General features: G+C 44.8%; 18 protein-coding genes and 1 pseudogene. 4 read left to right on the top strand and 15 right to left on the bottom strand.

What is annotated here, in order from left to right:
- Window positions 1-227: 227 nt before the first annotated feature.
- The 3 genes and pseudogenes from RT034_RS07900 to purL form a co-directional block, all read right to left on the bottom strand.
- Window positions 228-878, bottom strand: a complete 651-nt coding sequence (locus RT034_RS07900) for a YceI family protein (protein ID WP_313015778.1) — start codon at window positions 876-878, stop codon at window positions 228-230.
- Between the two features lie 176 nt (window positions 879-1,054).
- Window positions 1,055-1,750 carry a YceI family protein gene (locus tag RT034_RS07895; protein WP_313015776.1) on the bottom strand — a complete coding sequence of 232 codons (696 nt, stop codon included), beginning with the start codon at window positions 1,748-1,750 and terminating at the stop codon, window positions 1,055-1,057.
- Between the two features lie 275 nt (window positions 1,751-2,025).
- Window positions 2,026-6,033 (bottom strand): annotated as a pseudogene (gene purL / locus RT034_RS07890) (phosphoribosylformylglycinamidine synthase).
- 350 nt (window positions 6,034-6,383) lie between these two features.
- Between purL and RT034_RS07885 the strand changes: the two are divergent.
- Window positions 6,384-6,890 (top strand): pyridoxamine 5'-phosphate oxidase family protein, encoded by a 507-nt coding sequence (locus tag RT034_RS07885; RefSeq protein WP_313015774.1) that lies wholly within the window; start codon window positions 6,384-6,386, stop codon window positions 6,888-6,890.
- A 142-nt stretch (window positions 6,891-7,032) separates the two neighbouring features.
- On the opposite strand, the gene pgsA is transcribed toward RT034_RS07885, so the two are convergent.
- The 12 genes from pgsA to RT034_RS07825 form a co-directional block, all read right to left on the bottom strand.
- Window positions 7,033-7,707 (bottom strand): CDP-diacylglycerol--glycerol-3-phosphate 3-phosphatidyltransferase, encoded by a 675-nt coding sequence (pgsA, locus tag RT034_RS07880; RefSeq protein WP_188874815.1) that lies wholly within the window; start codon window positions 7,705-7,707, stop codon window positions 7,033-7,035.
- A 618-nt stretch (window positions 7,708-8,325) separates the two neighbouring features.
- Window positions 8,326-9,063 (bottom strand): sulfite exporter TauE/SafE family protein, encoded by a 738-nt coding sequence (locus tag RT034_RS07875; protein WP_188874816.1) that lies wholly within the window; start codon window positions 9,061-9,063, stop codon window positions 8,326-8,328.
- Window positions 9,064-9,069: 6 nt separating this feature from the next.
- On the bottom strand, window positions 9,070-9,561 hold the full coding sequence (locus RT034_RS07870) for a molybdenum cofactor biosynthesis protein MoaE (protein ID WP_313015771.1): 492 nt from the start codon (window positions 9,559-9,561) through the stop codon (window positions 9,070-9,072).
- Between the two features lie 37 nt (window positions 9,562-9,598).
- The gene (moaD, locus tag RT034_RS07865; protein ID WP_313015770.1) at window positions 9,599-9,862 is read right to left on the bottom strand and encodes a molybdopterin converting factor subunit 1; all 264 of its coding nucleotides are present in this window, start codon (window positions 9,860-9,862) and stop codon (window positions 9,599-9,601) included.
- Window positions 9,849-10,346 (bottom strand): cyclic pyranopterin monophosphate synthase MoaC, encoded by a 498-nt coding sequence (gene moaC, locus RT034_RS07860; RefSeq protein WP_313015769.1) that lies wholly within the window; start codon window positions 10,344-10,346, stop codon window positions 9,849-9,851. Before moaC ends, moaD begins: the two co-directional genes overlap by 14 nt.
- Window positions 10,347-10,463: 117 nt before the next feature.
- A complete protein-coding gene (gene moaA, locus RT034_RS07855) occupies window positions 10,464-11,468 on the bottom strand; it encodes a GTP 3',8-cyclase MoaA (protein WP_313015767.1) in 1,005 nt (334 codons plus the stop codon).
- A gap of 2 nt (window positions 11,469-11,470) precedes the next feature.
- Entirely contained in the window at window positions 11,471-12,757 is a 1,287-nt protein-coding gene (locus RT034_RS07850) for a molybdopterin molybdotransferase MoeA (RefSeq protein WP_313015766.1), read from the bottom strand.
- A gap of 9 nt (window positions 12,758-12,766) precedes the next feature.
- Complete coding sequence (locus RT034_RS07845; protein ID WP_313015764.1) at window positions 12,767-13,456, bottom strand: nucleotidyltransferase family protein; 690 nt, start codon at window positions 13,454-13,456, stop codon at window positions 12,767-12,769.
- The gene (locus RT034_RS07840) at window positions 13,440-14,534 is read right to left on the bottom strand and encodes an XdhC family protein (protein WP_313015762.1); all 1,095 of its coding nucleotides are present in this window, start codon (window positions 14,532-14,534) and stop codon (window positions 13,440-13,442) included. The genes RT034_RS07845 and RT034_RS07840 overlap by 17 nt, the downstream gene beginning before the upstream one ends.
- Before the next feature lie 21 nt (window positions 14,535-14,555).
- Window positions 14,556-16,979, bottom strand: a complete 2,424-nt coding sequence (locus RT034_RS07835) for a molybdopterin cofactor-binding domain-containing protein (protein WP_313015760.1) — start codon at window positions 16,977-16,979, stop codon at window positions 14,556-14,558.
- A complete protein-coding gene (locus RT034_RS07830; protein ID WP_313015759.1) occupies window positions 16,976-18,019 on the bottom strand; it encodes an FAD binding domain-containing protein in 1,044 nt (347 codons plus the stop codon). The genes RT034_RS07835 and RT034_RS07830 overlap by 4 nt, the downstream gene beginning before the upstream one ends.
- The gene (locus tag RT034_RS07825; RefSeq protein WP_313015758.1) at window positions 18,016-18,621 is read right to left on the bottom strand and encodes a 2Fe-2S iron-sulfur cluster-binding protein; all 606 of its coding nucleotides are present in this window, start codon (window positions 18,619-18,621) and stop codon (window positions 18,016-18,018) included. Before RT034_RS07825 ends, RT034_RS07830 begins: the two co-directional genes overlap by 4 nt.
- Before the next feature lie 798 nt (window positions 18,622-19,419).
- Between RT034_RS07825 and RT034_RS07820 the strand changes: the two genes are divergently transcribed.
- From RT034_RS07820 to RT034_RS07810, 3 genes are all read left to right on the top strand, one after another.
- Window positions 19,420-20,784, top strand: a complete 1,365-nt coding sequence (locus RT034_RS07820; RefSeq protein ID WP_060995331.1) for a diaminobutyrate--2-oxoglutarate transaminase — start codon at window positions 19,420-19,422, stop codon at window positions 20,782-20,784.
- A gap of 83 nt (window positions 20,785-20,867) precedes the next feature.
- Window positions 20,868-21,437, top strand: a complete 570-nt coding sequence (locus RT034_RS07815; protein ID WP_313015755.1) for a nucleotidyltransferase family protein — start codon at window positions 20,868-20,870, stop codon at window positions 21,435-21,437.
- A 77-nt stretch (window positions 21,438-21,514) separates the two neighbouring features.
- Complete coding sequence (locus RT034_RS07810) at window positions 21,515-23,074, top strand: pyridoxal phosphate-dependent decarboxylase family protein (protein WP_313015753.1); 1,560 nt, start codon at window positions 21,515-21,517, stop codon at window positions 23,072-23,074.
- Window positions 23,075-23,077: the final 3 nt, after the last annotated feature.

The raw sequence follows: 23,077 nt of genomic DNA, 5'->3' as shown, positions 1-23,077 counted from the left end.
GTTTTTGAAAATTATGAAGCTATGTGCGTATACTGTAAATTTACGTTTTGTATAGTGCTGTATGGTTTTGTATCAAACCGCAGACTTATTAAAGCCGGCTTAGCGGCTTAGAATAGTTAAATATCGAATAGCTAAAAATTGAATAGTTAAAAATTTGCAATCGCGTGCCATAAAAAAAGACCAGCCAACGCTGATCTTTTTGATTACTTACATCATTCGCTAAAAAATTATTGCTGGGCAGCTTCAATTTGAATGACTAATTTCACCTTTTTACTCACACCCATTTTGACATAACCATCAATCCCCCAATCGGTACGGTCAATCGTGGTTTCAAAATCACCACCGTACACATATGCCATGAGTAACGGACTTGGATAGCTATTAAATTTGCTCGCTGTCAACGTAATAGGGCGAGTTTTTTTGAGCAAAGTTAAATTGCCTTTAATTTGGTGTAATTTACCCTTTTTAAAGATAAATTTGGTAGAGGTAAAGTGGGCAGTTGGATATTTATCTGCATTAAAAAAGTCTTTACTTTTTAAGTGTTCATCAAACGCTTTATGACCTGTTTGCAATTTTTCCAACGGAATATCCAGGTTGATTTGCCCTGTTTGATTGTCGGGGTCAAATACCATGTCGCCTTCCAAGCCATAAAACCCACCATAATTGGTTGAGGTACCAAAATGGTCAATGCTAAATCGCACATTGGTGTGCATCGGGTCGAGTTTATAGTTGATTGAATCAGATTTGACGATTTCTTTGCTTACTGCTTTTGCGCCTAAGCTGAAAGTTTTAGCCAAGACTTTTTTGGTCAAAATGGCAGTGGTTGCCACGCCTGCAAGTTTGGCAAGTGTCCCTAAGTTGTTAGTTTTATCTGTCATGAACTTTCCTTATTATGAGTCGTTAAAAGTTGCATCGGTTTGAACATTTTAACTTATCAATTGCATCAAGCTGTGCAAAGAGTGTTGGCAAAGTTCAGCATTTGTGAAATTATCTATCGTAGAAACGTAAAAAAGCCAATGTGTTAACATTGGCTTTTGGGTAACGCTAAGCAAGCTTATTGTTGTACCGCTTCAACTTGGATATTGAGTTTGACGTCTTTAGCAAAACCCATTTTGACATAGGTATCCATGCCCCATTTGGTGCGGTCAATGGTAGTCTCAAAATCACCGCCACATACTTGCGCATTTTTTAGCATTGGGCTGTTGTAGCAATTAAATTTAGTGGCTTTTAAGCTGACTGGGTTGGTTTTGCCCAATAGCGTCAAGTTACCGTCAACTTTCGTTACTTTGCCATTTTTGAAATGAAATTTGGTGGATTTAAAATTAGCCGTTGGGTATTTTTCAGCGTTGAAGAATTCAGCTGATTTTAAATGGTTGGTAAAATGTTCGTTACCGGTGTCAAGACTATTGACAGGAATATCAACATTGATGCTACCCATACGCTTGGCAGGGTTGTATTCCATGTCACCGGTTAAGCCGTAAAAACCACCTTGGTTGGTCGTTGTACCGAAGTGGTCAATCGCAAAACGTACATTGGCGTGGTTTGGGTCTAGTTTGTAGCTGGTGCTGTTGCTTGGCTTAACTTTTTCTACTTTGGCGGTTTTAGGGGCTTTTGTGACCGCTGCAGGTTGAGCCGCGGTTTCACCAACTTTTTGCGTTTCACCGTTTTGCGAGATAACCAATTCTGCATTGGCAAATTGTGTGGCTAACAACGCTGCGATAGCGGTAGTGGCTAAAAGTTTGCTATTCATGAAATTTTCCTCGATATATTATAAGAACTGTGTGGGCTTACAAAACATTGTTAATGAAACTTAACTTAGTCTATTTAGGATTAAGTTATTATAACATATACCTTTCCCTTGTTATCGTGTATTGTTTGTAAATTGTTGCTAGTGTTTGACCGAGCCCAGGCTTTTATCGTGACAGCCTTTATTGCCTTAGTCGGGTTAGGTTGGGGCATTAAAAAAGGACAGCTTTTGCCATCCTTTTATAAAAAAATCAACTATGTTAACTTTTATCTTAACTTTTATCTTAAAAATGCCCGAGCATTTCTAAACATCCGCATCCACGCCCCGTCATTGTCCCAAGCTTCAGGCTTCCAGCTGTGGTTATATGCCATTAAGTTGCGCTCTGGGTGTGGCATCATCAAGGTCACACGCCCATCGGTGCTACAAATCCCTGTCACCCCTTGCGGTGAGCCATTTGGATTGAGCGGATAATGCTCGGTTGCTGTGCCAAGACTGTCCACATAACGCATCACAATTTGCCCATGTGCGCTCATCCCTGCGATATCGGTATCGCTCAACGTCGCAAAGCCTTCGCCATGTGCCACCGCAATCGGTAGAATGCTCTCTTGCATGCCTTTTAACAGCACCGACTTGGTACGTTCAATTTTCACATTCACCGTGCGCGCTTCAAACCGTGCCGATTTATTGGCGATAAAACGGGGGAAATTCTCTGCGCCAGGTATCAAGTCTTTAAGCTGGCTCATCATCTGACAACCGTTACATACGCCAAGCTAGAAGGTTTCTGGTCGGTTAAAGAATCGCACAAATTGCATGCGTAATTCATCATGGAACAGTACCGATTTTGCCCATCCAGCGCCAGCGCCAAGCACATCGCCATAACTAAAGCCGCCGCAAGCCACGAGCCCATCAAAGTCACGCAAGTTGACACGCCCTTTAAGCAAGTCACTCATATGCACATCGACAGCTTCTAGTCCTGCGCGTTTAAAGCCTGCTGCCATTTCTAGCTGACCATTTACGCCTTGCTCACGCAAAATGGCGACTTTAGGCTGTGTGCTGCGGCTATTGATATAGGGGGCTTCAATCGCTTGGTTGAGATCATAATTGGCTTGGGCGATTAAGCCTTGATGGGATTTATCACCAATCAAATCAAAGGCCTGTTGTACGCATTCGGGGTTGTCACGGTTTTTGGCGATATGGTAGCCCACTTTGCTCCATTCCTGCTCAAGCTCGCTACGCTCAAAACGTAAATTTTGCGTGGCTGTTTGGATGAGTAAACTGTCTTCATCGGTACTTTGACCAATTAAGCTTAATAGCTCACTAACGCCTGTGGTTTCGGCAAGCGCTAGCAATTGAGCCACTTGATGGGTTTTGACTTGAATCACCGCACCGAGTTCCTCAGCAAACAATTGACCGAGCAAATTGTCATCAGTTAACACCAATTTTACGCCTTGACGACTGGTGAATTGCATCTCAGCAATGGTGGCAAGCAAACCGCCATCACCAATGTCATGATATGCGGTGATTAAGCCTTGGTTGTTGGCTTGCTGGATAAAGTCAAAAAAGTTGATTAAATCTTGCGGATTATCCAAATCTGGGCAAGTATCACCCAGTTGGCTTAGGGTTTGGGCAAGGATTGAGCCACCCAAGCGGAACTGACCTTTTGATAAGTCTAAACGATAAAAAGCGGTTTCGCCAAGCGCTGAGCTGGTTAGCAATTCTGGGGTTAAGGTTTTGGTGACATCTTGCACAGGGGCAAAGGCAGTGATAATGAGCGACATGGGTGACACCACAGATTTGTTTGCTTGCTCATCTGACCAATTCGCCCGCATCGACAAGCTGTCTTTACCCACAGGAATGGCAATACCAAGTGCCGGACAAAGCGCTTCGCCCACGGCATACACCGCATCAAACAAGGCTTGGTCTTCTTTGTCCTCCCCACAGGCTGCCATCCAGTTCGCCGACAAGGTAATGTCTGATAGCTTGGCGATATTTGCCCCTGCGATATTGGTAATGGCTTCAGCAACAGCAAGGCGCGCAGATGCAGCAGGATTAATCAAAGCCACCGGGGTACGCTCGCCCATACTCATGGCCTCGCCTGTCATCGGTTTGCCATCGATAGGAAGGAGAGCAGAAGCGGTAACAGCACAGTCCGCCACTGGCACTTGGTAACGTCCAACATATTGGTCACGTACTACCATACCCGTGATGGAACGATCGCCAATGCTAATTAAGAAAGATTTGCTGGCAACTGTGGGGTGACGCAGCACGTCTTTGACTGCTTCAGCCAAATCGACTTTATCAAGGTTTAACGCTGTCAAATCTGGCGTACTACGGCTAAAGCTACGCTGCATTTTTGGCGTGCCACCAAGTAGCACTTGTAGGGGCATATCGACCGGTTGTTGGTCGCCTTTGGTGTTCAGTAGTGGGTCATTAACCACCAACTCACGCACGTCAGTCGCTTCACCCAAAATCGCATACGGGCAACGCTCGCGCTCACAGATACTATCAAATAGCTCACGGCTCTGTGGACGGATTGCCAATACGTAACGCTCTTGGGCTTCATTTGACCAAATCGCCATTGGCGACATGCCATGCTCAAGCGACGGCACTTTACGCAAGTTTAACACCGCACCAAGTTCATGGTCATTCACAAGCTCAGGCATGGCGTTTGACAAACCACCTGCCCCCACGTCATGAATCGACACAATCGGATTATTATCTTCATTTGGCTGGTTGCCTGCCATCGCCCAACAGCGGTCAATGACTTCTTGACAGCGGCGTTCCATCTCGGCATTGTCACGTTGCACTGATGCAAAATCCAAGCCTTCATCAAGCTCACCACTATCCACCGAACTTGCCGCGCCACCGCCCAAGCCGATTTGCATGGCAGGACCGCCTAGCACAATCAGCAAATCGCCTTGTTGAATCGGATTTTTTTCTACCAAATTGCGTTTGATATTACCGTAACCGCCGGCAATCATAATAGGTTTGTGATAGCCCCGCATTTGGCTGCCATCTTGGTCTTTTGAGGTATCCAATTGGAATGAGCGAAAATAACCGACCAGATTTGGACGACCAAATTCATTGGAAAACGCCGCACTACCAAGCGGTGCTTGGGTCATGATTTCTAATGCGGACGCCATACGCGCTGGCTTGCCGTAGTCAGCCGTGGAGATTTTCCCGCTGTGCTCCCATTTTTCTGGCATATCAGGCAGCTGCAAATGCGACACATGGAATCCTGCCAAGCCTGCTTTGGGTTTACCACCACGACCTGTCGCGCCCTCGTCACGGATTTCCCCGCCAGAGCCTGTTGCCGCGCCTGCATAGGGTGCAATCGCCGTTGGGTGATTGTGAGTTTCGACTTTCATCAAAATATCAATCGGCTCTTGATGAAAATCGTATGCTAAATGATTGTTGTCGCTATTTAATAGCGGATAAAAACGCTGTCCTTCATGTCCTTTTACCACTGCGGCATTGTCTTTATACGCCGATAAAATATCGTTGGGATTTTGCTCGAAGGTATTTTTAATCATGCCAAATAGGGATTTTGGCTGTACTTCGCCATCAATCGTCCATTGAGCATTAAAAATCTTGTGGCGGCAATGCTCCGAGTTGGCTTGGGCAAACATCATGAGCTCAACATCGGTCGGATTGCGCTTCAGCGCATTAACGTAAGCATCCATTAAGTAATCAATATCTTGGCTCGATAACGCAAACCCAAACTCACGGTTCGCCGACTCTAACGCCTCACGCCCTTTGCCCATCACATCGACATGGTTGAGCGGTGCTGGCTCGTGGTCATCGAATAAGTGCTGAGCCTTTGCCAAGTCATAAAATAGGCTTTGGGTCATGCGGTCGTACAACATCATCTCGATATCATGCGGGAGCTTTTCAGGCAAATTTTTGCCTATGAGCGTATACACCACCAAGCGCTCAACACGCTCAATCGCTATCTCACAATTGTTAAAAATATCCGTCGCTTTACTTGCCCAAGGGCTAATCGTACCAAAACGTGGGCTGACAATGATTTGTAGCGCCTCTTGGTTTTCATTTTGATTCTCACCTTGGTTTTCATGTTGGCTTGCTTGATTGAGCGCGATTTCGTCACCGTGATTGAGCAAATCTACCGCTTTCTTATAATCGTGTTCTGCCAAATCTTTAGAAAAAATATAAACTTGCTGGCTTTTTAAGTGAGTGATTTTGAGATTGGTTTTTTGGCTAAGGGAATTTAGCAGTTTGGTGGTTTGAAAATCGGTTAAAAATGGGTATCCAGCGATGATAGTCATAGAAAGTTCCGCTTGCTTCGGGAAAAGTTGGGAAAATAACAGAAAAATTTGTGGCTATTATAGCATTAAACCCACGGGCGTATCACTTGTCTTGGTGGAGATAGACTGTCATTTCACCCTGTGTTTTTTCTAAAGTGCCTTTCAATTGCGTTACCTTGCGATAACATCGTTAACGGTTTTATACCAATTATTTGCAGCTTTTAGACAGACTTAAACAACAAAAGCCGATATTATCGTCCAAGTTAATGACTTTAACCGAGTTTTAAAATAAATTCTTAACCAGTTAGCAATAAATTTTTTAGTATTAAATTTGAGACGTATAATAACCATATAATAACAAGGATATTCTCATGGCAGATCTCACCAAAGCGCAACATATTGAAAATATTAATAAAGTGATTAAAGGCGTCAAATATGCAATGATGACCACTATTACTGCAGACGAAAAACATTTACATGCGTGCCCAATGACCACCAATAAAAATGAATTAGAAAATGGTAAAATTTGGTTCATCGGCGATCGCAAATCAGAAACTATTAAAGACTTGGAAAAAAATCCACAAGTCAACTTATCTTATACCTCAAGCGACCAAAAAGACTTTGTATCTATCAACGGTACGGCTAAGCTGGTTAATGACAAAGCCAAACTAGATGAGCTTTGGAGCCCAATTTATGCGGCGTTCTATGAAAAAGGTAAAGAAGATCCTAACGTGCAAGTGCTTTGTATTGAATGTAACGGTGCGCAGTATTGGCTAAGCGGTAATACGGTGGTGGATATGTTTAAGATGGTATCAGCGGCTGTCCAAGAAGGGAAAACCGCAGAAAACATGGGTGAAAACCATGCCGTAACCTTTTAATTATTGGCTTTAAAAAAATATAACCCCAGTTTTTTAACTGGGGTTTTTTATGGTAAATTTTGAACTAACAATTTTTTAGAATAATCCATTTTTTTAACGTTATCAGCTTTTTAAAGTCATTAGCTTTTTTTAAAGTTATCAATTAAGGCTGTTTTAGATAGGGCCATGCTGCTTTTAGATAAATAAACATTGACCATAACGTCAACACCACTGAAATGACCAATAGTAAATACCCCGTCATTTCAAGCGATTCCCAATTGAGCAGTAACACCGTAATTGCCACCATTTGAAAAGTGGTTTTCATCTTGCCCACATATGACACTGCAACGCTAGTACGATTGCCCAGCTCCGCCATCCACTCACGCAAGGCAGAGACAGCAATCTCCCGTGAGATGATAACAATCGCTGAAATCGCCATGACAATGTCAGGATGCCACTGCACCAAAATAATTAGCGCGGCAGCAACCATCAGTTTATCCGCCACAGGGTCAAGAAACCGCCCAAACGCCGATGTCATATTGAGCTTGCGGGCAAAGTAGCCATCTAACCAATCGGTAATTGCCGCCAAAATAAATACAGCCGTCAATAAAAAGTGGCGTAGTAGGCTATCGCTAAACTGATACATGCCGATGTTGGCAATTGCATTGTCACTAATGGCGCTTTGCCCAATCCCCATCGCAGGCGGCCAATAAGCAATCGCCACAAACAGCGGAATCATCACGATGCGCGCAATAGTCAAGTTGTTGGGCAAGTTAAAAATACTGCCCGAGGCAACAGGGGGGTTGGCTGTCTCGTCGGTCACTGGCTTATCGGTCATGGGATTTTTCGTTCATTATTGTTGTAGGGCGCGGCGTAACGCTAGTTTTAGTTGAAATAATTATAACGGTTCTCAAAGCAATGTCATTATTTTTTGCCAATAGTGCTTGTTCTTGTCATATTTTTCAACAATTAAGCCACTTTATACTATTGATTTCATGATATTTTTTACTAAATATGTCATTGTATAAAAAACACTTCAAAAGTAACAGGGTGTAATTAGACAGTCAAAGATTTAGACTTTTATTGATATCATAACGTCCGACAACGAAATAATAATAACAATAAGACTTATTTTCGCTATTAGCAAATTTTGCTGTGGTCAGGTTTTTTGAAAGTTGACTATTTTGTACCCAATTCATTAATCATAGCGTATCAACTTGCGAATTTTTTTATCATATAGTGATTGGACAATTTTGATAAACCGCGTTTATTGTCAAAAATTTTCAGACTTTTAACACTTACTTGTGCTTTTCCTCAGCCCATTGCTCACCTCCTGCAATGGGTTTTTTTTATAGCTTAAGCTTTGAAATGATTAGATGTTGCAATTCATCGCATTTTTTAGATTGGTACTTTTTTAGGTTGGTACTAGATGCATCGGTTGGTATCTACCTAAGCATTAAAAATTTGCCAGCATTTTCAGCCCTGCAATGACTAATACGAGAGATAATAATTTATTGAGCATGGGGTCGGCAAGGCGTTTGCTACCATAAGTTGCGCCAATAAAACCCCCTACACACACTGCTACAAGCCAAATTGGTAGTTGATTTGGCAGTTTTGCCCCTGTCGATAACACACCAAACAAGCCTGAAATTGAATTCACCAAAATAAACCCCGACGCTACGCCTGCGACAACTTTAGGGCTTGCCCAACGGTTAAACAATAAAATTGGACTTAAAAACACACCACCACCCACTCCCGTCAATCCCGCAAGCAACCCTAAAACCGCCCCCACGATTGCCAAAAGCCATTTTGACACCTGTTTTAATGGTTGCTCGCTGGTGAGTTTTTTGGCAAAGATAAATGAATAAATAGCCGAAAAAATCAGTACCATCCCAACAATCGGCTTATATAAATGACTGGGTAAATGGGTCATTCCCCCGATAAACGCCATCGGTACCGCGGTAATAGCAAGGGGAATAAAAATTTGCCAAGAAAAGTTTTTTGCAGAATAAAATCGCCAAAACGCAATGATTGACACCAAAATATTAAGACATAATGCGGTGGGTTTCATCATACTTGGCGCAACGCCGACTAACCCCATCATCGCAAGATAACCCGATGCACCGCCATGCCCGACTGATGAATAAAGCAAGGCAGAAATAAAAAACAGCACGCTTAATACGGTAGTTGTCATTGCTTGTTAACCATTATTAGAAAGCCACAGACTCTCAGTGCTGTCGGCATAAAATTCTTGTTTCCACACAGGGATATCCGCTTTAATCGCATCAAGTAGCCAACGACACGCATCAAACGCAGGATAACGGTGGGCAGCCACCACCCCAATCCACACCGCCATCTCACCAATCGCAAGGTCGCCAATACGGTGTATGGCAATGGCGTTTTCGATATCAAACTGGGCTTTGGCTTGTTCAACCAGTTTTTTGCCTTGATTGAGTGCCAGTTGCTCGTAGCCGTAATAAGTGAGTTTGGTAACAGGGCGAGCGTTATTGTGGTTACGTACCCAGCCTTCAAATGTCGCTAACGCCCCACAAGTATCGCTCATTAAGGCGTGTTTAAGCCGTCTATCGTCAATGGCTCGGTCAGTCAATGCAAAGCCGCTAGCAATCACGGTTTGGTAGGCTTGGTCTTCACTGAAGCTAATGGTGGATGAGCCTTTATGCAATGCATTCATGGTTTTCTCTATATTTTTCAAAGGGTGTATGCGATATTTAACCGCCCGCCACAGGCGGAATAAAGGCGACGATATCGCCATCTTGGAGCGGCGTTTGCCAGTTGGCAATGTGGTGATTGATTGCCACGGCAAGTTTGGTTTGGGCGATTTTAAAACCGTAATGTGCGCTTAACGTTTGATAAAGCTCGGTCAAGTTATCACCGTCAAAGCGGATTGTTTCTTCATCTTTCCCTGCTTGTTCAGCAAGGCTTGCAAAGTATAAGATGGCTAAATTTTTCTCAGACGCGCTAGGTGTTGGCATAGTCGGATTTACCCCCTGTTTTGGTGAGTAGCTTAATATCACTGATGGTGATGTCGTGAGATAATGCTTTGGTCATGTCGTAAATCGTTAGGCAAGCCACCGACACAGCGGTTAAGGCTTCCATTTCCACGCCTGTTTTGTGGGTGACTTTGACGGTGGCAGTGACGTGGATTGAGCAGTTGTTATCATCATACTCAAAGCCGATTTTTACCCCGTCGAGTGGCAGCTGGTGGCAAAGCGGAATCAGCTCGTGGGTGCGTTTGCTTGCCATGACCCCTGCGATGTGCGCGGTCTGGGTGATTGAGCCTTTTTTGGTGATACCATCGGCGGATTTTATCACTTGGTAACTGTCGCTAGGGAAAATGACTTGCCCTACGGCGGTGGCGGTGCGTTGGGTTATCGCTTTGCCTGACACATCGACCATGGCGATATCGCCGCGTGCGTCTAAATGCGACAGCGCTAAGGAAGTTAATTGTGTTGTCATGTTTTGGATTTTCACCCCTCAAATGTGGCACAAAATTACATAAACGTATACGCTTATCAAGCTGCGCTTGAATGATTAAATTTGCCTATTTTATATTTTAAAAAAACCCGCCATCGATTAACCGCCAATCATCGACAAATTCGCCATGATACCACTGTCGTTTTGCTTGAGTAAATGATGCTCGGGCTTAATCGGCATTAAGCTTTGCAAGGCATGAACCAATCCATCGACATCGCCATTTGCCAAAAACGCACGCACATCATAACTGCCATTATCAAACAAACACAAATGTACTTTGCCTTGGCTACTCACTCGCAGGCGATTACAACTGTCGCAGAATTGCGGGGCGTAAGGCTCAATTAGCCCAATGCCACCGACATAATCGGCATGGCGATATTCAATCGCAGGGCCTGCATCGCTTGCTCGACGTTGCGATTGCCAACCATTTTGTAATAAAAAATCTTTGATACGCTGACCACTGCTATGTTGGGCAAAAAATAAAGCTTTATTATCCGAGGTTTGCATAAACTCAATAAAACGGTAAGTGACAGGGCGATTTTTGACAAAACTTAACACGGACTGCAAGTTATCAAAGGCGGTGTCTGCCATCAAAATACCGTTGAGTTTTAGCTTAATATCGGTGGTTGCTAGCAATGTATCGATGTCTTTTAACAGCGTTGGCAATATATCAAAGCCGGTGATTTGTTTAAAAATGGTGGGGTCAAAGCTGTCGATACTGATGTTAAGCTGATTTAGCCCTGCTGTTTGCCAGTCGGATAAATGCTTGGCAAGCCGATAGCCATTGGAGCTAACCGCCACTGTTTGGATGCCTTGGGTCTGTTTAGCAAGTTCGATGATGCGCGGTAAATCTTGTCGAATCGATGGCTCACCCCCCGTCAGCCGCACTTTGGTGGTACCTAGTTTGGCAAAGGCTTGTATTAAAACATCGATTTCGGATACAGAAAGCTCGTTGTCAGGGCGTTTACCCGCGTTGGCAGTATAGCCATCGGGCAGACAGTAATGACAGCGAAAGTTACAAAAATCGGTAATCGACAGGCGTAAATAGCTTAACTGGCGATGAAAATTGTCCACCAAATTTAATGAAGAATGTTGCGGAGTCATCGTTAGCTAAAATTCCAACTAAACGGCTGCACTGTCACTATTTCGCCTGCTTTTACCCCTGCATTGTCTTGGGGCAATACAAGCAAGCAATTGGCGTGGCTAAGCTGTTTTACACGGTGGGAGTCTTGGGCAGATAAAGGGGTGACGCTAAAACTGCCGTCTTCATTTTGGCAAAAAACCGCTCGCTGATAATCTTGGCGTCCTGCTCGCTTGTTGATGTCGTGGGTGGTTTTGGCAAACAGTTGCAGCGGTTTTGGGATATCTGATTGTATCACGCCCGATAGTTGCCATAGCGCAGGTTTGACAAAATTAAGGCAGCACACCACGGTAGATAGCGGATTGCCAGGTAACCCAAAATACATGACCGTTTTTTTATCTTGCTCAAATTCCCCAAATATAAAAGGTTTACCTGGTTTCATCGCTACTTTGTAATGGTGAATTTTGCCAAGCGCCTGAATGATTTGGGTTAAAAAATCATAATCGCCCACCGATACACCCGCCGTAGAAATAATCACATCACATTCGGCTATCGCTTGCTGAACAGTGCGGCGAGTGGTCTCAAGGTTGTCAGGGACAATGCCATAGTCTTGAATGGCAATCGGCAACTGCTTTAATAACGCTTTTAGCGTGGGCGTGTTGGAATTATAAATTTGGGCGAGCGTTGCCAGCGGTTGCCCCACCTCGACCAGCTCATCGCCGGTGGCAATAATACCAACCGTGAGTGGCTGAAATACCGGAACGCTATCCACGCCCAAATTGGCAAGTAAGCTGATATCGGTGGGGTTTAGGCGTTTACCAATCGTTAGAACGGTTTCGCCTGCTTGCACTTCCTCGCCTTGGCGGCGAATATTTGCGCCCACTTTAGCGGTTTGGGTCAAGCGAATGTGATAGGCTTGGCTGTTATCCAAACTGGGCTGAATGTCGCTAAGGTTGGTGTCTTCCTGCATCACTACCGTGTCGCAGTCATTTGGCACCACCGCGCCGGTAAAAATTCGCACGCCTTGATTGGGTTTTAAACGACCGTTAAAAGGTTTACCTGCCCCCGATTCACCGATGATTTCAAGTTGGCTATCGTGGTCAAGATAGCTACGCGCAGCTATCGCAAAACCGTCCATGGATGATAGATTTTGGCGGGGAATATCAAAGGATGCGGCAATATCTTGGGCTAAGATGTGGTTTTGCGCCTCCAACAAACCCACTGTTATGGTCTTTACCTCGCCCAGACGCAACGTTAAATAGTTCTCTAGGCGCTCATTAATCGCTTGTTTTAGTTCATTGACAGAAATCATCAGGTTATCTCAATTAAAATGTTGGGTCGGCGCTAAAAGGTGATAGGCTGTTTTTAGCTGCTCAAATTGTTCTAAGGTATCAATATCTTGGCTTAAATGCGACAGCGGTATCGGATAAAGCTGATAAACCGTGCGGTCGGCGGGCGAAACGATAGCCGTTTGGTGTTGCCATAACGCCCGAAAACCTTTATCGCCTTGCAACTGATGCCCAAATGCTTGCAAAAAACCCCAAGGTAAATTGACGGGAATCCCCCAAATTGGTTGATTATTATCACCATACTCACTCACAATCAGCTGATGGTCCTCAACATTTTGGCTTAATAGCCTCAAATCATCGAGGGTTACCGCCACTTGGTCAACAGTCAAAAACAAAATCCGCATCGTAGCACTTACTGACTGTTGTTGTAATGTTGTCATTGCATACTGAATCGATTGCGCCATCCCTGTTTGCGGCGTTGGGTTATCGACGACTGTGACGGCAAATGGTGCAACTTCGTTGTATAACGCTTTAGAAATTGGGTTATCAAGTTTTGGCAAAACCACCAACACTTGATAAGGCTGCAATTGGCGTGCCAGTTGAATTTTTTCAGCCAGCAAGGTTTGATGATTTTTTACAATCAGCTGCTTGGCAAAACCAAGACGCTGGCTCAATCCTGCCGCCAAAATCACCACGGTTAAATTGCTAGGAGTGACGCTCATGATATACCTGTTGAATTTGGGCAGTGATAGATAAAGCCACTGATTCGGGCGTATCCCCACCGAGCGCTAAACCCACAGGATAGAACAAATTAGCAAGTTTCACCAGTTGATAACCATCCTCAATCTCGCCAAGCAACTGCTCAGTGCGATATTTCGGCCCTAATTGCCCAATAAAAAAAGGTGAATTTTGTGCTTTAAAGGCTTGACTGAGCCATACTCTATCTTGACTCAGACTATGGGTCATTATCACCACAGCAGTTGGCTGCGGTGACTCAAAAAAAGTCTGTACAGACTCAGCCTCATCAAGGGCAATCTGCACAAAATTGGCGTGAGCCTGCCCGCGATAACGGGTAATCACATCCAAACGACTATCAATCACCGTCACCTGCCAGCCTTGCAAATTTGCCATGGTCATCAAGGGTAAACAATCTTGCCCCGCCCCAAAAATTAATAATTGTAGCGGTGGGTGTAGCGTTTCTACAAAGAGGCTCAGTTGTTGCGATTGTTTTTGATAAACATGCAGCATAAAGCGACTTTTACGGCTGGCAGCGACTTGATTAACTAATTGCCAATCTTGCTGACCCAATTGCGACAACTGTGTCAAGGGGAGATGCTGTCCAACCACAAACTCATCTGAGTTTGTGGTGATAACTGTAGCCAATGTTTGTGGCTGTTTTGTCTGTTTTAAGCGCTGAAAACAGGCAAATAATACAGATTGTTCATTTAAAACCAGACGTTCAAATAATACTTGGATGACGCCTTGACAGCCGAGCCCAAAGCCTTCTTGCTCATCACTGTCATCGGCTACCTCATCTTGTGATAACTGGCTATCGGTTACGGTATGATAGGTTTTGAGCGTTGCCCCATTCCGCGTTAGCCAAAAGGCTCGCTGAACCAAGTGCTTTTCAAGACAACCGCCACTCACCATACCTATCGATTGACCATCGGCTAGAATCAACATTCTAGCACCAGGTTGCCGATAGGCTGACCCTTCGACACTCACTACCGTGGCTAGTACCGCCTCACTGTTGGGCGGTAACTGCTCAAGGATATCAAAAATATCAAACAAGTGGTTCATAGCAAATTACAGTGTACCCGTTTACAGTAATGGCAACTGGTACAGCAGTTTATCCAAGGTAATGGGGTAGTCTCGTACTCTAACGCCTGTGGCATTAAAAATTGCATTGGCAATGGCTGCCCCTGCCCCTGATAATGCCAACTCACCTATGCCCTTGCTGTGCAGCGGATTGGCATAAGGGTCAGTTTCGGGTAACATTATTACCTCTAAGTCAGGCACATCGGCATTCACACACACTTGATATTCGGCTAAATCGTGATTACATAGACGACCGTCACGTTTGTCATGGTGGATTTGCTCCATCAAGGCAGCCCCTATACCAAACACCATACCACCAAAGCACTGCGAGCGCGCTGTTTTTTCATTTAAGATACGCCCTGCGGCAAATGTGCCTAGCATACGGCGAACCCGAATTTCACCCGTTACCCGGTGTACTGCGACTTCAGCGAACTGTGCGCCATAACCTGCATGGCGGTACTCTTTTTTGGTTTTACCAGGTTCGATTTCACCATTAGCTACCAAACCATGAGGGGCATATTGCTGCAAAAAACTGCTCAGCGGTAACTGGGTATCGACTTGTTCCCAATCGAGTACATTATCATGATTGTCTACAGAGACCTCAGAATTAAACCCTGTTTTTTCTGCTAGTTTATCCAACGTATCGGTTAACGTGTGGTTAATTTTTTCGCCAATTTTTTCAGCTAGGCTAGGGTCATGCTCAAATTGTCTATATAAATTGCCTTGTTTCAAGCCAATGCTATCGGCATGCAGTCCCACACTCTGGGCAATCTTTTCTCGTAGCGCTTCACACGCCAGATAAATAGAACTACCAGCGCTTGAAGCTCCCCAGCTACCGCCTGACCCTGCAGCCGGCGGCAGATCGGTATCGCCAAGTTTGACCTCGACGTGGTCAATCGGTAAGCCGAGCATATCGGCAACCACTTGCGCAAAAATAGTATAGCTGCCTGTACCGATATCAGTCATGTCAGTTTCGATACGAGCCATGACGCCAAGCGGTTTGTCAGAGGGTAACAGGCTCACACGGGCTTGCGAGGGTTTTAATTCGTTGCTACGCGCGGCGCACGCCATCCCATAGCCAATCAACCAATCGCCATCGAGGCGACTCGCGGGCGTTTGTGGGCGTTTATCCCACCCAAAGGCTTTTGCCCCTTGCTCCATACACGCTAGCAATTTTCGGGTGCTGTAGGGAATTTTTTTGCTTGGGTCTTCGCTAGGTTCATTGCGTTTTCGCAGTTCGATTGGGCATAGCTTTAATGCATGCGCCAATTCGTCCATGGCACATTCGAGTGCCAACTGACCCACCGCTTCGCCAGGGGCACGCATAGAACCTGTTAAGGTAAAATTCATGCGCGCCATTTCGTATTTGATTTGGCGATTGTCACCGCCATACAAAAAGTGGGTAGAAACCGCCACTGGCTCAAAAAACGTTTCTGAAGGTAAATTGGTGACAATGCTATTATGAATAATGGTATGGATTTTACCATCTTTATCCGCCCCCAATGCTACCCGTTGTTCGGTGTTGGTGCGTCTCACGGTAGTTTCCATGACTTGCGGTCGGGTCATGTTCACAAGTACGGGGCGTTTTAAGTCTTTAGCCGCAATGGCTGCCATCACCGACTCGGGTGAAATACCCAGTTTTGAGCCAAACCCGCCACCAACATATGGCGATAGCAAACGGACATCGTCTTCGGGCATATCTAAGGCTTTGGCAAGTTGTATTTTGGAAGAGGCAAGCATTTGGTTAGAAGTATGAAGGGTTAGCTTACCCTCAAACCAACGCGCCAACGAACTGTGCGGTTCCATCGGCATATTACTTTGGCTTGGTGTGGTATAAGTCACATCGACTTTGACTTCTGCTTGCTTAAGCGTTTTTTCAGGTTTGCCAATGTCTTCACTTTTATCGGTTACCCAATCAATAAACTGGGTATGCTTTTTTTGCTTGTTAAAGTCAAAATGCCCGTGTTTTTCATCATTTTCATAGTCAATCTGTAACGCCTTCGCGCCTTCTTGAGCCGCTTCTAGGGTTTCTGCGACCACCAAGGCAATCGGCTGTCCATGATAAAAAACCTCACTTGCCCCTTGCACAGGTGCCATTTTGACACCCCCTTGTTGCGGGTTGCGTAAAAACAGGGGGTCATGAAACACCCCAATCACACCTGCAACTTGTAAGGCGGTATCTTTATGTACTTTTTTTACCTTGCCTTTACCAATGGTTGCGCCGACCATCACCCCATGACACAAGTCGTCAAATTGGTGCTCAGCAGTATACGTGGCTTTGCCTGCGACTTTTAGGTGTCCTTCAATACGGCTCAGTGGTTTGCCAACGAGCTTGCTATCAGTCGTATCTAACCGTGACTCGACAGGCTTGTCCATGGTCATTTTTTTTTCAAGGGGCGATTCGCCAAAAATTTGTGTTAGGCTCATGCACTCACTCCACTACTTAAAGGACTTGATTGATTGGGTTGTTGTAACGCCCGCTGCACAACATGGTGTAAAAGACGCTGTACTAGCACGGTCTTGTATTCGGTTTGTTCATCGGTTTTTGCTTCTTTGAATAGGGTCGCCACCGCAAGCTCAATACTCACGGCATCGCCCGTGCTGCCGATCAGTATTTTTTCAATGTCGGTAGTTCGCCAAGGCTGACTGCCAATACCGCCAAATGCAAGTCGCACATTGGTGAGTGTGTCATTATCATGCTCAATCACGGCAGCGACGGAAACCAAAGCAAAGGCATAAGACGCACGGTCACGCACTTTGTCATAGCTATGCACGCCTTTTAAGGGTGGCGGTAAAATAATATGGGTAATCAAATCACCTAAATTCAAACAAGTTTCAATATGGGGGGTTTGCTCAGGTAAGCGATAAAATTCAGCGATAGGCACTTGGCGGGTTTGCCCGTCCGCTTGCTGGATAACAATGATGGCATCAAGTAATCGCATTGCTACCGCCATATCCGATGGATGGGTGGCAATACACTGCTCGCTCGTGCCTAAAATTGCTAAGTTCTGATGAAGACCTGCTTTTGCCCCGCAGCCAGAATTGGGCTCACGCTTATTACACGGACTATCGGGCTGATAAAAATAGTAACAACGGGTGCGCTGTAGTAGATTGCCACCGGTACTGGCTTTGTTACGCAGTTGCGGCGACGCACCCGACAACAAGGCACGGGCAAGCACCGCATAATCTTGACGAATGACAGGGTGAGCCGCTAATTCACTGTTACTGACCATAGCGCCGATTTTTAACCCACCTTCTGGCGTGGCTTCAATTGTATTAAGCGGCAAACGTGAAATATCAATCAGCTGTGTTGGCTGTTCGATTTCGAGTTTCATCAAGTCAAGTAAATTGGTACCCCCAGCGATAAAAAACGGACGCTGCGCCTCAGCCAAATGCCCCTCAGCTAAAGTGGCTATTTTGATTGCGTCATCCACCGAGTTGGCGCGCTGATAATCAAAAGTTTTCATAGCGTCACTCCTGTAGCCTGAGTAGCTGCTGTCTGAGTGGTTACCTTATCTGTCTCTGCCGAAAAACCTGTTTCTTGTAATACTTGTTTGATAGCTCGCACGATGTTGGGGTATGCCGAGCAGCGACAAATATTGCCACTCATACGCTCAGAGATTTCTTTATCTAATTGTTGCTTAAATTGCGCTGTATCGTTTGATAAAGGTTGCATCAAATCATCCGACACATGACTTGCCCAGTTTTGGCGTAGCTCTTCAATCATCGCTTTGGTCGAGCAAATTTGCCCAGGGGTACAATAGCCACATTGAAAGGCGTCATGTTCCAAAAACGCTTGTTGAATCGGGTCAAGCGCTTCAGGTGAGCCAATGCCTTCAATGGTCTCGATGTTATCGCCCTCGTGCATGACCGCTAGGGTCAGACAGCTGTTGACCCGCTGACCGTTAATCAGCATGGTACATGCGCCACACTGACCGTGGTCACAGCCTTTTTTGCTGCCTGTCAAGCCAAGATGATTGCGACAGACATCTAGCACTGTGGTGCGTACATCTAGATCCGTCAACGTGTGTTGTTGCTGATTGATAGTAAGTGTTAAGGATTGTGGCATAAAGTTGCTTCTCGTCTAGTTGTTATGGATTTATTTTAAGTGTGTTATCTAGGATTGACGCCTGTTATCAAACTTATTTCTAAAAATTCGCTACGCCTTGCCTACGCAAGCACGATGGTAACATTAGAAGGGTTCGTCATTTTTTCGTATGTAGCCATCCCGTTTTTTTGGCAATTTCTTTCGGTAATTTTTTTACTAGTTTTTTTGCCAGTATTATGTTTTTTTAATCAGCTTTTGTATGTTTATTCGTTTAAAGCTCTCAATCAGCAGTATTAGCTTTTATAAAATTTTGATGGTGTAAGCTTGGATGTTGTTAGCGTTGCTACCACTTGGCTATTTTGTACCAAATAATTCATTAACATGGTATTAACTAGGTAATTTTTTTATCATTATCGTGACTGAAATTGTGACTGCAGAGTTTTATAAACTGCATAGACTATCAACGATAGTCAAACATTCCACGCTTACTTGTGTTGTTGTGCTGCTCATTGCTCACCGCTTACCGTGATTTTTTGCCTCTGTCATCGCAAAATACGCCGCTGTGTTATCACTTTGGAGGATTCATGCGATTTTTTGCAAAAAAGACTGTATTTTTCACAAAAAAAGGGTATTATGCCCCCATAAATTTTGAACGTTATATTGTTAGGTCTTGGGTGCAGTGTCATGGCATTTTGGGGTTTTGCGGTATAACGTTTTTGTTTTGGTGTTAGTCATCCTGACTGATATGTTATTCACAAGTTCGAGAAAGATAGCCACAAGCAAATTTTCTTAAACCCTTATCTGAGATGGTAATCCGATATGAGCGTTCACACCCCTGTACACCCTATTTCTCATGCCACTAACGAATATTACTTAACTCGTCAAAGCACGATGGAATCTAATGTTCGTAGTTATCCCCGCAAACTACCGCTAGCTATTGCTAAAGCCCAAGGTATTTGGGTCACCGATGTTGAAGGCAATGATTACCTTGATTGCCTAGCCGGTGCTGGTACATTAGCCTTGGGTCACAACCACCCAGCCGTCAAACAAGCCTTATATGATGTGTTAGAAAGTGGTCTGCCACTACACACCCTAGATATCACTACCCCTGTCAAAGATGCATTTACCGAATCCTTGCTGTCTTTTTTCCCAAAAGATTTTGTATTGCAATTTTGCGGTCCGACCGGTGCTGACGGTACAGAAGCGGCAATTAAATTAGCAAAAACTTATACAGGGCGTGACAACGTTATCGCATTTAGCGGTGGTTATCACGGTATGACTCATGGCGCGCTTGCCATGACTGGCAATTTGTCTGCCAAAGAGAAAGTGGGCAATTTGATGCCAGGGGTACAGTTTATGCCCTATCCGCATGAATACCGCTGCCCACTTGGGCTTGGTGGTGAAGCGGGTGTTGATGCGCTTACTTACTACTTTGAAAACTTTATCGAAGATGTTGAAAGCGGCGTGGTCAAACCTGCAGCGGTCATCCTAGAAGCGATTCAAGGTGAAGGCGGTGTTGTCCCTGCGCCCAAAAAATGGCTACAAAAAATCCGTGAAGTGACCGCTAAGCATGATATCGTATTGATTTTAGATGAAGTGCAAGCTGGGTTTGCACGCTCAGGCAAAATGTTTGCTTTCGAACATGCCGACATCGTGCCTGACGTGGTGGTGATGAGTAAAGCGGTTGGGGGTGGTTTGCCACTATGCGTACTTGCCATCAACAAAAAATTCGACGCATGGGCACCAGCCGGTCACACTGGTACTTTCCGTGGTAATCAGCTTGCAATGGCGGCATCGATTCAAGTATTGGATGAAATCCGCAGCAAAAACTTGGCAGAAAATGCGCGTATCCGTGGTGAATTCTTGCGTGATGAACTCAAAAAAATCGCTAAAGAATTCCCTTGTATCGGTAACGTGCGCGGTCGCGGCTTGATGACCGGTATTGAGATTGTCGATGAGCGTAAACCTGCTGACCGTATCGGCTCGTATCCTGCCGATATTGACATGGCAAACGCGATTCAAAGAGCGTGTTTTGACAACAAGTTACTGCTGGAAAAAGGCGGTCGTGGCGGTACAGTGATTCGCTTGCTTTGCCCGATTAACATCACGCAAGAAGAATGTGATGCGGTGCTTGAACGCTTTAAAAAGGCAGTGGCTGAAGCCGTGCAAAAAGTACGTGGGTAATTGATTATTGCCTATCAAGACGGTAAAGTTACTGACGTGGCTTTGCCGTTTTTATTATCTGTTTATGTCATTTTGAGTAAAATATGGAAACCAATATCGCCAAGACCGAACGCCTGATTCGAGAAATCAATCGGATTCATGGTGAGTATTCACAAGATTATTTCGAAACAGGCAAGGTACCAAAAATCAATCTATCACATACGCTCAAAACCGTCCCTATTGAGCCTATCTTGTCATATCGGCTTAATTTGCATGAAGCGATTAATGATTATTTGGCATTTGCAGATACCCAAAATATCGATTTTTTTTACCGTGTTAAAACGGCTGAAAGTATCTATGACAAAGTCAATCGCTATTTGGCACGAGAAAACCTGTACCCAGTCAATAATATCTTAAATGATATTTTTGGTGCTCGGATAATTTTGCCATCGGCTGATGTGACAGACATCATGGAAAAACTGGATGATTGGAAAACAGATTACAGTCTAAAAAATTGGTATTTACGTGATATCGACGGGTATATCGGTGTGCATGTGTATTTTAAAAATGCAAGCAATTTTTATTATCCGTGGGAATTGCAAATTTGGGATAAAAACGATGCCAAAGCCAATATTGTAAATCATCAACTGTATAAACGTAGTTTTGTAAAATAAATTAACCATTTGCTCGTATCACTCTGTTTAATGACAATTTATAGTTAACTCACTCTTAAAGAATGCAAGGACTTACCATGTCAAACTTATCACAGCATCGCCAAGCGTTATTTTGTAATGACAGCCAATCCATTGCTGATTACCAAAAAAACATGAACACTGCGGTGCAAGCCGTCACCGACTGGCTCAAAAACGACAAAATGTACACTGGCGGTAGTATCAAGCAGCTGCGTTCTGCCATTAGCTTTCAACCTTCTAAAGAAGGCTTAGGCTTGGAATCCGCATTAAAACGTTCAGTCGAATTATTCCTTAATAAAAGCTTAAAAGTGCATCACCCCCATTCGCTCGCTCACTTGCACTGCCCAACGATGGTCACAAGCCAAATCGCCGAAGTGCTGATAAATGCCACCAACCAATCGATGGACTCTTGGGATCAAAGCCCAGCAGGGTCGCTGATGGAAGTGCAACTGATTGATTGGCTACGTCAAAAAGTCGGTTTTGGTAGCGGACAAGCGGGCGTATTCACCTCAGGTGGTACCCAATCCAACTTGATGGGCGTGTTACTCGCCCGTGATTGGTGTATCGCTAAAAACTATAAAAATGACGATGGGTCAGAATGGTCAGTACAGCGTGACGGTATCCCAGCCGATGCCATGCAAAAAGTGAAAGTCATCTGCTCAGAAAACGCGCATTTTAGCGTGCAAAAAAACATGGCAATGATGGGCATGGGTTTTCAATCAGTGGTCACTGTGCCAGTCAATGACCAAGCGCAGATGGATGTTGCCGCACTTGCACGAACCATGGCGCAATTGCAAGCCGAAGGCAAAATCATCGCCTGTGTGGTCGCTACCGCAGGCACCACGGACGCGGGCGCGATTGACCCAATCCCTGCGATTCGTAAGCTTACTCATGAGTACGGTGCATGGCTTCATATTGATGCCGCTTGGGGCGGTGCGCTGATTTTATCGAATAACTACCGCGATAAACTTGCAGGCATTGAGCAAGCCGATTCTATCACCCTCGACTTCCATAAACATTACTTCCAAAGCATCTCTTGCGGGGCATTTTTGCTCAAAGATGAAGCCAACTATCGCTTCATGCATTATGAAGCTGAGTATTTGAACTCGGCGTATGACGAGGAACATGGCGTACCCAACCTAGTCTCTAAGTCGCTACAGACGACGCGCCGTTTTGATGCGCTAAAATTATGGCTCACGGTGGAAGCCTTGGGCGAAGAATTATACGGCTCGATGATTGACCATGGCGTTGATTTGACCCGTGAAGTCGCTGATTACATCAAAGCGACTGATGGACTTGAATTGTTGGTAGAGCCACAGTTTGCCTCCGTGCTATTTCGCGTGGTACCCAAAGACTACCCTGCTGAGTTGATTGATAGCTTGAACCAAAATGTCGCCGATGAGCTATTTGCCAAAGGTGAAGCCAATATCGGCGTGACGCGCGTCAGTTACCAAAAGCAAGGGGATGCTAACCAAGATGTGCAATCGCTTAAAATGACCACGTTAAGCCCCATCGCGACGCTTGACAATGTCAAAGCCTTATTGGCTCAAGTATTGGCACAAGCTGATGACATCAAAGACCGTATTATCACAGGGGATTATCAACCTGCGATTGATTGATAA

Origin of the sequence: Moraxella sp. CTOTU48841 (assembly GCF_032061225.1) — a bacterium.
Taxonomy (GTDB): Bacteria; Pseudomonadota; Gammaproteobacteria; order Pseudomonadales; family Moraxellaceae; genus Faucicola; species Faucicola cinerea.
The sequence above is the reverse complement of the archived record's forward strand: the minus strand, read 5'-3'. Positions and strand labels throughout refer to the sequence as shown.

What these genes read in the sequence shown, in the direction of transcription:
- moaD (WP_313015770.1), bottom strand. Translation starts at nt 9,862, where the DNA reads ATGCCAACACCTAGCGCGTCTGAGAAAAATTTAGCCATCTTATACTTT.
- RT034_RS07875 (WP_188874816.1), bottom strand. Translation starts at nt 9,063, where the DNA reads ATGACAACTACCGTATTAAGCGTGCTGTTTTTTATTTCTGCCTTGCTT.
- RT034_RS07870 (WP_313015771.1), bottom strand. Translation starts at nt 9,561, where the DNA reads ATGAATGCATTGCATAAAGGCTCATCCACCATTAGCTTCAGTGAAGAC.
- RT034_RS07850 (WP_313015766.1), bottom strand. Translation starts at nt 12,757, where the DNA reads ATGATTTCTGTCAATGAACTAAAACAAGCGATTAATGAGCGCCTAGAG.
- RT034_RS07815 (WP_313015755.1), top strand. Translation starts at nt 20,868, where the DNA reads ATGGAAACCAATATCGCCAAGACCGAACGCCTGATTCGAGAAATCAAT.
- RT034_RS07845 (WP_313015764.1), bottom strand. Translation starts at nt 13,456, where the DNA reads ATGAGCGTCACTCCTAGCAATTTAACCGTGGTGATTTTGGCGGCAGGA.
- RT034_RS07830 (WP_313015759.1), bottom strand. Translation starts at nt 18,019, where the DNA reads ATGAAAACTTTTGATTATCAGCGCGCCAACTCGGTGGATGACGCAATC.
- RT034_RS07885 (WP_313015774.1), top strand. Translation starts at nt 6,384, where the DNA reads ATGGCAGATCTCACCAAAGCGCAACATATTGAAAATATTAATAAAGTG.
- RT034_RS07900 (WP_313015778.1), bottom strand. Translation starts at nt 878, where the DNA reads ATGACAGATAAAACTAACAACTTAGGGACACTTGCCAAACTTGCAGGC.
- pgsA (WP_188874815.1), bottom strand. Translation starts at nt 7,707, where the DNA reads ATGACCGATAAGCCAGTGACCGACGAGACAGCCAACCCCCCTGTTGCC.
- RT034_RS07825 (WP_313015758.1), bottom strand. Translation starts at nt 18,621, where the DNA reads ATGCCACAATCCTTAACACTTACTATCAATCAGCAACAACACACGTTG.
- RT034_RS07820 (WP_060995331.1), top strand. Translation starts at nt 19,420, where the DNA reads ATGAGCGTTCACACCCCTGTACACCCTATTTCTCATGCCACTAACGAA.
- RT034_RS07835 (WP_313015760.1), bottom strand. Translation starts at nt 16,979, where the DNA reads ATGAGCCTAACACAAATTTTTGGCGAATCGCCCCTTGAAAAAAAAATG.
- moaC (WP_313015769.1), bottom strand. Translation starts at nt 10,346, where the DNA reads ATGACAACACAATTAACTTCCTTAGCGCTGTCGCATTTAGACGCACGC.
- RT034_RS07895 (WP_313015776.1), bottom strand. Translation starts at nt 1,750, where the DNA reads ATGAATAGCAAACTTTTAGCCACTACCGCTATCGCAGCGTTGTTAGCC.
- moaA (WP_313015767.1), bottom strand. Translation starts at nt 11,468, where the DNA reads ATGACTCCGCAACATTCTTCATTAAATTTGGTGGACAATTTTCATCGC.
- RT034_RS07810 (WP_313015753.1), top strand. Translation starts at nt 21,515, where the DNA reads ATGTCAAACTTATCACAGCATCGCCAAGCGTTATTTTGTAATGACAGC.
- RT034_RS07840 (WP_313015762.1), bottom strand. Translation starts at nt 14,534, where the DNA reads ATGAACCACTTGTTTGATATTTTTGATATCCTTGAGCAGTTACCGCCC.